This window comes from Antiquaquibacter metalliresistens (genome assembly GCF_029211225.1).
Taxonomy (GTDB): domain Bacteria; phylum Actinomycetota; class Actinomycetes; order Actinomycetales; family Microbacteriaceae; genus Rhodoglobus; species Rhodoglobus metalliresistens.
The window spans coordinates 44,818-56,827 of record NZ_JARGEM010000003.1; the positions used below are offsets into that span (position 1 = coordinate 44,818).

Annotated in this window: 11 protein-coding genes; 6 read left to right on the plus strand and 5 right to left on the minus strand. The window is 66.1% G+C overall.

Translation table 11 applies throughout. From position 1 onward, the window contains the following. The first annotated feature begins 13 nt into the window (after positions 1-13). Positions 14-1,696 carry an energy-dependent translational throttle protein EttA gene (gene ettA, locus PYV02_RS05790; RefSeq protein ID WP_275757095.1) on the plus strand — a complete coding sequence of 561 codons (1,683 nt, stop codon included), beginning with the start codon at positions 14-16 and terminating at the stop codon, positions 1,694-1,696. Positions 1,697-1,721: 25 nt separating this feature from the next. On the opposite strand, the gene PYV02_RS05795 is transcribed toward ettA, so the two are convergent. Genes PYV02_RS05795 through PYV02_RS05815 form a run of 5 tightly spaced genes read right to left on the minus strand, consistent with a single transcriptional unit; the run spans position 1,722 to position 6,734 of the window. Beyond that, positions 1,722-3,299, minus strand: coding sequence for an AMP-binding protein (locus PYV02_RS05795; protein WP_275757097.1), 1,578 nt, complete (start codon positions 3,297-3,299; stop codon positions 1,722-1,724). A gap of 19 nt (positions 3,300-3,318) precedes the next feature. Then, a complete protein-coding gene (locus tag PYV02_RS05800) occupies positions 3,319-4,164 on the minus strand; it encodes a fumarylacetoacetate hydrolase family protein (RefSeq protein ID WP_275757099.1) in 846 nt (281 codons plus the stop codon). Continuing rightward, positions 4,164-5,186: a zinc-dependent alcohol dehydrogenase gene (locus PYV02_RS05805; protein WP_275757101.1), complete on the minus strand. Its 1,023-nt coding sequence runs from the start codon at positions 5,184-5,186 to the stop codon at positions 4,164-4,166. Before PYV02_RS05805 ends, PYV02_RS05800 begins: the two co-directional genes overlap by 1 nt. A gap of 58 nt (positions 5,187-5,244) precedes the next feature. Further along, a complete protein-coding gene (locus PYV02_RS05810; protein WP_275757104.1) occupies positions 5,245-6,027 on the minus strand; it encodes an MBL fold metallo-hydrolase in 783 nt (260 codons plus the stop codon). Next, positions 6,024-6,734, minus strand: a complete 711-nt coding sequence (locus tag PYV02_RS05815; RefSeq protein WP_275757106.1) for a FadR/GntR family transcriptional regulator — start codon at positions 6,732-6,734, stop codon at positions 6,024-6,026. The genes PYV02_RS05810 and PYV02_RS05815 overlap by 4 nt, the downstream gene beginning before the upstream one ends. Positions 6,735-6,925: 191 nt before the next feature. On the opposite strand from PYV02_RS05815, the gene PYV02_RS05820 reads away from it, so the two are divergent. From PYV02_RS05820 to PYV02_RS05840, 5 genes are all read left to right on the plus strand, one after another. Next, complete coding sequence (locus PYV02_RS05820) at positions 6,926-7,870, plus strand: C-terminal binding protein (RefSeq protein WP_275757108.1); 945 nt, start codon at positions 6,926-6,928, stop codon at positions 7,868-7,870. Positions 7,871-7,898: 28 nt separating this feature from the next. After that, positions 7,899-8,708 carry an SDR family oxidoreductase gene (locus tag PYV02_RS05825; RefSeq protein ID WP_275757110.1) on the plus strand — a complete coding sequence of 270 codons (810 nt, stop codon included), beginning with the start codon at positions 7,899-7,901 and terminating at the stop codon, positions 8,706-8,708. Positions 8,709-8,847: 139 nt separating this feature from the next. Next, complete coding sequence (locus PYV02_RS05830) at positions 8,848-9,777, plus strand: carbohydrate ABC transporter permease (RefSeq protein ID WP_275757112.1); 930 nt, start codon at positions 8,848-8,850, stop codon at positions 9,775-9,777. Further along, positions 9,774-10,595, plus strand: coding sequence for a carbohydrate ABC transporter permease (locus PYV02_RS05835; protein ID WP_275757114.1), 822 nt, complete (start codon positions 9,774-9,776; stop codon positions 10,593-10,595). Before PYV02_RS05830 ends, PYV02_RS05835 begins: the two co-directional genes overlap by 4 nt. A gap of 90 nt (positions 10,596-10,685) precedes the next feature. Beyond that, the gene (locus PYV02_RS05840) at positions 10,686-11,966 is read left to right on the plus strand and encodes an ABC transporter substrate-binding protein (RefSeq protein WP_275757117.1); all 1,281 of its coding nucleotides are present in this window, start codon (positions 10,686-10,688) and stop codon (positions 11,964-11,966) included. The last annotated feature ends 44 nt before the right edge of the window (positions 11,967-12,010 follow it).

Genomic DNA, 12,010 nt, shown 5'->3' on the forward strand with positions numbered 1-12,010 from the left:
GTAGAATGGGCCCATGGCCGAATACATCTACTCCATGGTCCGCGCCCGAAAAGCGGTCGGAGACAAGGTCATCCTCGATGACGTGACCATGTCGTTCCTGCCCGGCGCCAAGATCGGAGTCGTCGGCCCGAACGGCGCCGGTAAGTCCACCATCCTCAAGATCATGGCCGGGCTCGACACCCCCTCCAACGGCGAGGCCAAGCTGAGCCCCGGATACACCGTGGGCATCCTCATGCAGGAGCCCGAGCTGGACGAGTCGAAGACGGTGCTCGAGAACGTGCAGGAGGGCGTCGCCGAGATCAAGGCGAAGGTCGACCGGCACGCTGCGATCGGCCTCGAGATGGCCGAGCCCGACGCCGACTTCGACAAGCTCCTGGCCGAGATGGGCACCCTGCAGGAGGAGATCGATGCCGCTGACGCCTGGGATCTCGACTCCCAGCTGGAGCAGGCGATGGATGCGCTGCGCACCCCGCCGCCGGACGAGCCGGTGAAGAACCTCTCCGGTGGTGAGAAGCGCCGGGTGGCGCTGACGAAGCTGCTGCTGCAGAAGCCCGACCTGCTGCTGCTCGACGAGCCCACCAACCACCTCGACGCCGAGAGCGTGCTCTGGCTCGAGCAGCACCTCTCTAAGTACCCGGGCGCCGTGCTCGCCGTCACCCACGACCGGTACTTCCTCGACCACGTCGCCGAGTGGATCGCCGAGGTCGACCGCGGCCACCTCTACCCCTACGAGGGCAACTACTCCACCTACCTCGAGAAGAAGGCGCAGCGCCTGGAGGTGCAGGGCAAGAAGGATGCCAAGCTCGCCAAGCGACTCGCCGGCGAACTGGAGTGGGTGCGCAGCAACGCGAAGGGCCGCCAGGCCAAGTCGAAGGCGCGTCTGGCCCGCTACGAGGAGATGGCGAACGAGGCCGAGAAGACGAGGGTGCTCGACTTCGAGGAGATCGTGATCCCCGCCGGTCCCCGCCTCGGCTCCCAGGTGATCGAGGCGAAGAACCTCAAGAAGGGCTTCGGCGACCGCGTCCTCATCGACGGCCTGAGCTTCACCCTGCCGCGCAACGGCATCGTGGGCATCATCGGCCCGAACGGTGTCGGCAAGACCACGCTGTTCAAGACGATCGTCGGCCTCGAGCCGCTCGACGGCGGCGAGCTGAAGATCGGTGAGACGGTCAAGATCTCCTACGTCGACCAGAGCCGTGGTGGCATCGACCCCAACAAGACGCTCTGGGAGGTGGTCTCCGAGGGCCACGACTACATCACGGTCGGCAAGACCGAGATCCCGTCCCGCGCCTACGTCAGCCAGTTCGGCTTCAAGGGCCCGGACCAGCAGAAGAAGGCGGGCGTGCTCTCCGGTGGTGAGCGCAACCGCCTCAACCTCGCCCTCACCCTCAAGCAGGGCGGCAACCTGCTGCTGCTGGATGAGCCGACCAACGACCTCGACGTCGAGACGCTCGGCAGCCTCGAGAACGCCCTGCTCGAGTTTCCGGGGTGCGCCGTGGTGATCACCCACGACCGGTGGTTCCTCGACCGGATCGCGACCCACATCCTGGCCTGGGAGGGCACGGATGCGAACCCGAGCAACTGGCACTGGTTCGAGGGCAACTTCGAGGCGTACGAGGAGAACAAGATCGAGCGCCTCGGCCCGGAGGCCGCGAAGCCGCACCGCAGCGCCTACCGCAAGCTCACCCGGGACTGACGCGGACCGGCTCGCGGTGCCGCCGTCAGTCGGCGAGCACCGCGAGTTCCCGCAGTTGCACCTTCATCACCTTGCCGGTCGAGGTGCGTGGGAGCGCCTCGACGAGGTGGAACCGGTCGGGCACCTTGTACCCCGCCAGCAGGGAGCGCACATGCCGTTCGAGCTCGGCGGATTCGATGACGATCTCGGCGTGCAGCACGACGAACGCCACCGGACGTTCCCCCCACTTCTCGTGCGGCACCGCGACGACCGCAGCGTCGGCGACGGCGACGTGGGAGAGGAGGGTGTTCTCGACCTCGATGGAGGAGATGTTCTCGCCGCCTGAGATGATCAGGTCCTTCGACCGATCTCGCACCTCGAGATAGCCGTCGGGATGCATCACGCCCAGGTCTCCGGAATGGAACCAGCCTCCCCGGAACGCCTCCTCGGTGGCGGCATCGTCGCGGAAGTAGCCGAGCATCACGTTGTTGCCGCGCATGACGATCTCGCCGAGCGTCTCGCCGTCGGCGGGCACGTCGTGCATGTACTCGTCGACGATCCGTACGCCGCCGGACTGGATCATAGGAACACCCTGTCGGGCCATACGCGCTGCGCGCTCGCCCGCGGGTAGCGCGCTCCACGCGGTTTGGTACTCGCAGGTCGTGTAGGGGCCGTAGACCTCCGTGAGGCCGTACGCGTGCGTGACCGAGGCACCGAGCGCCTCGAGCTTCTCGATGGTGGTCGGGGAGGGCGGTGCGCCACCGGTCATCATCGAGAGTGCCTCGACCGGGTGGGCTTGGGGAGCGTCGGCGACGATGCTCAGGACGGTGGGTGCACCGCTCAGGTGGGTCACCTCGAACTCGTCGATCGCCGACCACACGGCATCCTCCCGCACGGTCCGCAAACAGACGTGCAGGCCGGCGACTGCCGTCACCGACCAGGGCGCGCACCATCCGTTGCAGTGGAACATCGGCAACGTCCAGAGGTAACGCGTGTCGGCGGTGAAGCCGGCGTGATGGATGAGACCGAGGGAGTTGAGATAGGCGCCACGGTGGCTGTACATCACGCCCTTCGGCTTGCCGGTCGTGCCAGAGGTGTAGTTGATGGCGATCACCGCCTGCTCGTCGTTCACGATCCACGGCAAGGGGTCGAGAGCCTCCCCTTCCCGCACCAGTGCCGCGTACGTGTCCGGCCCAGCCTCGGCGTCCTCGCGGATGACGACGACAGTGATCGAGTTGGAGAGTTCGGTCGCGGCAGATCGCGCCACGTTCTCGAACTCCGCATCGACGAGGAAGATGCGTGCCCCGGAGTGCTCCAGGATGTTGGCGATCTCGTCGCGTGAGAGGCGCGTGTTGATCGTGACGAGGGTCGCCCCGGCAAGCGGTACCGCGAAATGCGCGACCAGCATCTGGGGGATGTTGGGTGCCAGAACCGCCACGCGATCGCCGGGTGCAACACGACGATGCAGCGCGCCGCCGAGATGCTGCGCTTCCGCGGCGAACTGCGCGTAGCTGTACTCGCGTTCGGCGTATCGAAGCGCGGGCTTCTGTGGGTGCACCCTCGCCGCACGTTCGAGGAAGACCAGCGGAGTGAGGTTGACGGTGTTTGCTGTCGACGGTGACATGGAGGATCCGCTTTCGAGGTTAGGCGGGCACGAACACCTGGCGTTGTCTGCCGAGCCCCTCGATCTCCACCTCGACCACATCGCCCGCGGAGAGGTAGGGGAATCGACCGGAGAGCGCGACTCCTTCGGGCGTGCCGGTGAGTACGAGATCGCCGGGCTCGAGCACGAGGTACTGACTCAGGTGCCAGATGATCGTGTCGACATCGAAGATCATGTCCGCCGTCGAGGAGTCCTGCCGAACATCGCCATTCACCCAGCTGCGCAGGCGAAGGTTCCGGTGATCGATCTCATCCGGGGTCACGAGCCACGGCCCGGTCGGGTTGAACCCGGCGGCGCACTTGCCCTTGCTCCACTGCCCACCGGACACCTCGAGTTGAAACTCCCGCTCCGAAACGTCATTGGCCGTGACAAACCCGGCGATGTGGCTCGCGGCCTGGGCGGGGGAGTCGAGGTAGCTGACCCGGGACGCGATCACGACGCCGAGTTCGACCTCCCAGTCGGTCTTCTGGCTGCCACGTGGGATCGCGACGTCATCATCCGGCCCGACCACGGTGTTGGGGGTCTTGAGGAAGACGACGGGAGCGCTCGGCGGGGCGGATCCGGACTCGGCCGCGTGGGCGGCGTAGTTCATGCCGATGCAGATCACTGCACTCGGGCGGGCGATCGGCGCCGCGAACCGGCGGCCGGCCGGCTGCACCTCGGCGAGTGCGCCCGACGCGAGTGCGGCACGCACACGTTCAAGACCACCGGACTCGAAGAACGATCCGTCGATGTCCGCGGTGATGCCGGAGATGTCGAAGAGCTGGTCGCCGACGCCCACGACGGGCAGTTCGTGGCCGGGGCGGCCGATTCGAGCGAGTCGCATCAGTTCACCTCGGCGACGGAAGAGAGCAGCAAGGTCTTGTTCGAGCCACCGGATCCATCGGCGATCGACTTGAACGCGTCCGGTCCCTCGCCGAGTGCGAGCGTGCGGTCGATGAGCAGATCGAGCTCGGGATGTCCCTCGCCCACCCACTGCGCAGTGCTCGCGAAGTGCGCCTCCGAGTAGCAGTACGAACCGATCACCACGCGCTCGGCGACGGTGATGCCGTAGGGCTCGATGGACATCTCCTTCGCGCCCATGCCGACGAGCACGACTCGCGCCCGGGTCGTCGAATGCTGGAGTGCTGCCGCAAGGCTGGGCGCGATGCCGACGGCGTCGACGACCGCCGTCGCCTTGCCACCGAGACGCTCGGTCACGCTCGTTTCGAGCAGCTCGGGGGACGTGGTCGCGAATCCGAGCTGTTCGAGCAGCTCCCGTCGGGCCTCCACGGGCTCACTGACGAGGATCGCGGTAACACCCGCGCGCCGCGCGCCGAGGGCTGCGGCCTGGCCGATGGGACCGCCGCCGATGATGAGCATCCGGTCGACGGGGCTCGGGTCGGCGCGCATCACCGCGTGGTAGCCGACGGCGAGCGGTTCGACGAGGGCCCCGTGCAGCACCGGCATGCCTGGCTCGAGGGCGACGACGTTCCGGGCGGGCACGGCGATAAGGCCGGCGAAGCTGCCGTCGAGCGTGGGTTCGACCCCGATGACGACGGAGTCTGGGCACACCTGGGTCTCGCCCTCGAGGCAGAACTCGCAGTGGCCACAGGCGACGATCGGATTGACCGTCACGAGCGTTCCCGCGCTGAGCTCGGCGCTGCCGACCGCGACGCGCCCCACGGTCTCGTGCCCCATGACTTGGCCGCGAGTTCGCCGGCCGGTCTCACCGCTGTACCCATGCACGTCAGAGCCGCAGATCCCGGTGGCGATGACCTCGATGAGCACTTCGCCCTCACCCGCGATCGGATCGGGGCGCTCCATGATCGTCATGTCCCATGGCCCGTTGAAGCCCAGCGCTTGCATGTGTTGCTGTCCTGTCGTCATCGCGACCGGGACCTCCGGTCGCAGCGTGGTGGAACCCCTAGGTGCCCGCGCTGACGCGGCCGCCGGGGAAGCGAGTGAAGTTCTCCGGGTCGTACAACGGAAGGATCACGTCGGCCGTGCGGCGAACACGCTCGTACGCGGAGAGGATCTCGTACATGTTCTCGTTGATGCCGAGTGGGATGTTCTCGGTGACGTTGCGAAGGTGGAAGTAGCTGTCGGAGATCGCCACGACGCCGATCTCCGTGTCGACCTCGACGACGAGCGAGGCGCGGTGATGACCGCCCGACCACCAGGTGCGCAGGCCCGGGGCGATCTCGTCCTCGTCCTCGAGCAGGCGAACACGCGGCCAGGCCGTGGTGACGAGGGGCGCGAGGATCTCGTCCGGGATCGACGTGGAGCGGTTGTCGTGCGGATGATCGTGCGTGGTGTGGAAATGCACCCAGCCTCGCTTGGCGATGCAGATCGACGCGTTCTCGAACGCCAGCACGTTGCTGACCGTGTAGAGCTGCAGCGGGCTCAGGATGATGTGCGTCACCTCGTCCGGCGAGACCCCGTGCGCGGCCAACTGGTCGAGGATGAACTCCCCTTCGCCGCGCGCCAGGCGCGCCTTCTCGCCGAGGAATGCGGCCCAGCCGGAGTTCATCGGTTCGAGGTCGAGCGCCGGCCCGGTGTTGACGAGTGCAACCACGCCGTTGCCTCGGATCAGCACTGATTGGAACGTGAGCGGGAACCACTCTTCGAAGGCGTTCATCCAGAACAGCTCAGGACCGGGGATCACGCTCGACCCGACGGGCATGGTGGTCACCTCGTACGACATCATGCGTCCGATCCCGGCTTGTCGGTCTCGCCCTTGTCCAGTCGGGCCAGCTCCTCGCGAACCTGGCGCAGGTGCAGGTGCATCGCCGCGGATGCGCCGATCGCGTCGCGTGAGCGCAGGGCGTCGACGATCTGGTCGTGCCACATCACGGCACGATCGATGGCACCGGGCACGGCCGCGGACGCCGAGCGAGTGCGCTGACCCAACCCGGTGATCGAGCTGTGCATGGAGACCAGGATGGCGTTGTCGGTCGCGCGGGCCACGGCGTCGTGAAACGCGATGTCGAGTTCCGCGTGCTGTTCGGGGGAGTCCTTGACGGAGGCGAGCCGCTGGTTGATGTCGAACATCTCATCGATGGCTTCATCCGAGGCGCGGGTCGCGGCGATGGAGGCCAGTCGCGGTTCGAGCAGCTCGCGAGCTTCCTGCAGCAACGAGAAGTACTCTTCGGCGTTGGTGACCTCGAGAAACTCCTGATCGAGGACGTGCCAGTGGTACTTCGGAGCGACGGTGGCGACGCTGCCCTGTCGAACGACGATGAACCCCTTGGCGTCGAGCGCCTGCAGCGCCTCCCGCACGACGCTGCGCCCGACTCCGTACGACTCGCACAGCACGGACTCGGGTGGCAGTGGGGCACCGGGTTCGATCTCGCCGGCACCGATCTTGCGAAGGTAGTCACTCACGATGGCGTTGCTGAGTCGAGCCCTGGCCACGGTGCCTCCCTTCCCATCTTCTGAACGCGAACGTGTTGTCATGCTCCGATTGTGGTGCAGTCGCCCGCGGTCGGTCGGCGGCGCCGCTCGGTTCGGGATCAAGTTAGCCACAGTTCAGACAAGTGTCAAGATTGACCCCCGAACTTCGCCTATGTTAGGCATTGAATCACCGAACCTATATGAAGGGTGTCATGAACCGACCAACAGTGCTGTTGACCGATAGCGACCTCGGAGACCGCGAACTCGAGGTGGGGTGGCTCGTCGAAGCCCTGGGTGCGGAGGTCGTGGTGGCCGACTGCACCACGGCAGACGACGTGCTCCGGGAGGTGGAGAAGCATCACCCGGATGCCATCGTGACGCAGTGGGCACCGATCGATGCCGCGGCGATCGCCGCAGCGAGCGGCACCTGCCGGATCATCAGCCGCATCGGCATCGGAGTCGACATGATCGATCTCGCTGCGGCCGCCGAGGCGGGCATCCCGGTTCGGAACGTGCCGTACTACTGCACCGAGGAGGTGGCCACGCATGCGGTAGCGATGGCCCTTGCGCTCTGGAGGCGCCTGCCGCAGCTCGACGCCGAGGTGCGAGCGGGCATCTGGAATGCTGCAGCGCACGCCGAGCACATCAATCGCCTCTCGAGTGCCACCGTGGGTCTCATCGGCGGCGGTCGCATCGGCCAGCTCGTCGCCAAAGCCTTCGAGGCGTGGGGAGCGACGATCATCATCGTCGACCCGGCGCCGCCGAGCGACCACTACGAGCGCGTCACGCTCGATGAACTCGCGCGCCGTGCCGACATCATCAGCCTCCACGCGCCCCTCATGGAATCGACGCGCCACCTCGTTGGCAGGGACTTCCTCGCTTCGTTGGAGCGGCATCCCGTGATCGTCAACACCTCACGCGGCGCGCTCATCGATGTCGAGGCCGCCGTGGACGCCGTGAACTCCGGGCTCGTGAGGGGGCTCGGCCTCGACGTGTTCGAGGAGGAGCCCTTGGCCGCGGCCCACTCCGTGCGCGACGCCAAGAACACGTTGCTGGCACCCCACGCCGCGTGGTGCTCGCACGAGGCGCTGCCCGATCTGCGTCGCGGTGCGATCGACAATGTAGTGGAAGCGTTGCGCGGCTCCGGGTCGGCGTGATGGTGCCATCCTCTGGAAGGGAGACAAGGTGAGCGCTCGGGAACTCGAGGGTCGCGTCGCGGTCGTCACTGGCGCGGCGTCTGGTATCGGCGCCGCAACCGCCGAGGCATTCGCCGCGGCAGGGGCGAAGGTGGTGCTCGTCGACCTGAATGAGGCCGCCCTCGCCGACCAGGTGCACCGTATGACGTCGGGCCAGGCGGGCGACCTGGATGCACGCGCGATCGACATCACCTCCGAGGACGAGGTCGCCGCAATGCTCGACGCGGTGGGTGCCCGCTGGGGGAGGATCGACCACGTCGTCAACTGCGCTGCGAGCTTCATCAATGCTGGAGTCGACGCCACGCGATACGAGTGGTCGAGGTCGCTTGATGTCAACGTCATCGCCTCCGCGATGCTCACGGCGCGGGCGAGCGCCTGGATGCAACGGGGCTCGACGGTCGTCAACATCGCGAGTATCTCCGCCCACGTCGCACAGCCCCAACGCTGGACCTACAACGCGACGAAGGCGGCGATCCTGGCTTTGACCCGTGGTCAGGCGCTCGATCTCGGTGCGCTGGGCATCCGCGTCAACGCGGTGAGTCCCGGTTGGATCTGGACCCAGGAGGTCGAGAAGGCCGCCGGAGGCGACCGCGCGCGATGGGAGCCCCAGTGGGGCCGGTTCCATATCCTCGAGCGGCTGGGGGAGCCGTCGGAGGTCGCCGATGCCGTTCTGTTTCTGAGCGGTCCACGTTCGTCGTTCATCACCGGTACGGAGCTGATGGTCGACGGAGGCTACTCGGCCTTGGGGCCGGAGGGCCACGGTGATACCGCACAGTTCGCGGGGAGTGACGCGCACTAGTCTGACAACTAATCACTGTTGGGGTGGGATTAGGCGCCAATGGCCCAGAAACCGGAGGCGATTCTTGACACCCATCAGACAAGTTGGTAGGAATGACCCACACCGCGGGTACGCGGTCAACTCGATGAGGAGTACGAACATGGCTCGAACAGGCTCGGCCGACGGGGTGAACATCACCCGACGCCGCAGGGGCCTCGGCAGTTCCATGTCGCGTCGCACGTTGCTCTACGCGATCCCCGCCCTCGCCTTCTATCTGTTCGCGGTGCTGGTGCCGACGACGCAGGGGGCGACCTATGCGTTCACCGACTGGAACGGGCTGAGCAAGTCGTTCTCGTTCGTCGGCTTCGAGAACATCGTCGATGTACTCTCCGACCCGACATCGTTCAAGGCGTTGACCAACACGCTCGTCATCGCGGTCGTGTTCACCGTCGTGCAGAACATCATCGGCCTCGCACTGGCGCTCGGCGTGAACTCCAAGATCAAGAGCCGCAATGTGCTGAAGGTGCTGATCTTCGCCCCGGCCGTGATGACGCCGGTGGTGATCGGATACCTGTGGCAGTACATGCTCGCTCCCGAGGGCCCCGTCAACAACGCGCTGGACGGACTCGGTCTCGGCAACCTGAAGCAGGTCTGGCTGGGTGAGCCGAACCTCGCACTCGGATCGATCATCTTCGTGCTGATCTGGCAGTTCTCCGGGTACTCGATGGTCATCTTCCTGGCGGGCCTGCAGGGAGTGCCCGAGGAACTCATCGAAGCATCGGCCGTCGATGGCGCTGGCCCGTTCCGTCGCTTCTGGTCGATCGTGCTTCCGCTGCTGGCGCCGGCCGTGACGATCAACGTCATGCTGAGCATGATCGGCGCTCTCAAGATCTTCGACCAGGTCTGGATCCTCACCGGCGGCGGTCCCGGTGGTACGACGCACACGCTCTCGACCCTGATGTTCCGCGAAGCGTTCACCTACGGCGATTTCGGAAAGTCCATCGCGCTCGGACTCGTGCTGTTGATCATCGTCGCGGCGATCTCGCTCGTGCAATACCGGGCGCTCATCACGAGGGAGGGGCGCAATTGAAGCGCTATACCTGGCGCACCGGCATTCTCGAGATCGTCATGATCGCCGTCGGGGCGTTGTTCGCGTTCCCGCTCTATGTGCTCGTGAACATCTCGCTGCGCGACGCGAACGATCCTGCTTCACCCATCCAGTTCACGACCAACGTCACCGTCAAGCACTACGTCGACGCGTGGGCGACCGCGGGTCTCGCGCAGGCAATGGCGAACAGCCTCTTCGTCACGATCGTGAGCATCGTCGCCATCGTCGTCTTCTCCGCTCTCGCGGCGTATGCGTTGGTGCGGGTCACATCCCGGCTGTCGACGATCGCCTTCTGGCTGTTCGTCGCAGGTTTGCTGCTCCCGTTTCAGATCGCGATGATCCCGCTCTACTTCACGATTCGCGACCTCGGCCTCCTCGGAAACCTGTGGTCGCTGGTCATCTTCTACATCGGGGCGCAGATGCCCTTCTCCGTGTTCCTCTACACCGGCTTCCTTCGCGCCCTCCCTCGGGACTACGAAGAAGCCGCCTGGATGGACGGCGCGAGCGTGAGCTACGGCTTCTGGAGGGTCGTCTTCCCGCTGCTGCGCCCTATCACGGGAACGGTCATCATCCTGAACTCGATCACGATCTGGAACGACCTGCTCACGCCGCTGCTGTACCTCAGCGGAACCCCGAACGAGACGATTCCCGTGGCCATCATGGGGTTCGTCGATCAGTACGTCTCGAATTGGCCGCTCATCTTCGCCGGATTGGTCATCGGCGTCGCGCCCATCCTGATCGCCTTCTTCGCACTGCAGAAGTCGGTCATCAAGGGCTTCGCCAGCGGTCTCAAGGGTTGAGGGCTGGCCGAAGGATCGCGAGCCGTCGGCCAGCCCTCAACGTTCAACACCATCCCGAAACGCATGTCAAACACATACAGAGGAGTATCAATGACACAGCGACGCATTCACGGTATCGCGGCGATGAGCCTCGTTGCCGCGCTCGCGCTCGCCGGTTGCAGCACCGGCGGGACCGAACCCAGCGAGAACGAGACCGGAGCCGGCGTGCTCACGGTGGCGAGCATCCCGAACTATCAGACCTCACTGCCCGCGGCGATCGAGGAGTTCGAGAAGCAGAACCCGGACATCACCGTCGAGGTCGAGTTCGTCGAAGTCGCGGCTCTGCACACGCAGCTGCGTACGCAGCTCGCCGCCGGGACCGCGCCCGACGTGTTCACCGCCTACCCCGGCAATGGCACGCCCACGGCCATGGAGGTACTCGTTCCGGAGGGATACCTCATGGACCTCTCCGACCTGGCGCTCAACGAGCGACTGCCCAGCGGCATGGACGCGGTCACGAAGGTGGATGGCAAGCGCTACATCCTCCCGCTCACCCTTGGGGCGATCGGCGGGATCTACAACGACGCGGCGCTCGACGAGGCCGGTCTCACCGCGCCGACGACGTGGAGCGAGCTGCTCGACTTCTGTGTCGATGCTCGCGCCGCGGGCAAGGTGGCCTACGCCTACGGAGCTCAGACGGGCTGGCAGAACCAGTTCCCGAGCTTCCCGCTGTCCGCGTCGCTCGTGTACGGCGTTGACCCTGACTTCGACGAGAAGCAGGGTGCCGGCGACGTCACCTTCTCCGATTCGGCCTGGGTCGATGTGCTCGACAAGGTGCAGGAGATGCAGGCCGCGGGATGCTTCCAGGACTCGCCGCTCGGCACTGCGTATGAGGGCGCCGTCGACATGGTGGCGAAGGGGAACGCGCTGTCGATGGTCTCCGTGACGTCGACGTTCGCGGCGGTTGGAGCTGCGGCACCCGAGGGCACCACGTTCACGTTCCACGCGATCCCGGCCACGGACGACCCGGACGAGACCTGGATCTCCGCCGGAGGCAGTGGCGGCTACGCGATCAACGCGGCGGCGAAGAACCCGGTCGCGGCGAAGAAGTTCCTGGACTTCCTCGCCTCGGACGAGACCATGGCTCAGATCGCGGACCTGCAGGGCGCACTGCCCTCGATCGTGAGCGACGCGTACACGGTTCCGGATGCGCTGACCGAGATCATCGGCTACGTCGATGCCGGCAAGATCCATCCGTACAACGATCAGCTGTGGCCGAACCCGAAGGTCGCGACGGTGCTCATGGAGCAGGTGCAGCTGATGATCGGCGGCCAGGCCAGCCCGGAGGACGTGCTCGCGGCGATGGATGCCGCGTACGCCGAGGGCGAGTAGTCACTCGTAGTACAGCAGATGGGGCCCGGTCGGTGACCGGGCCC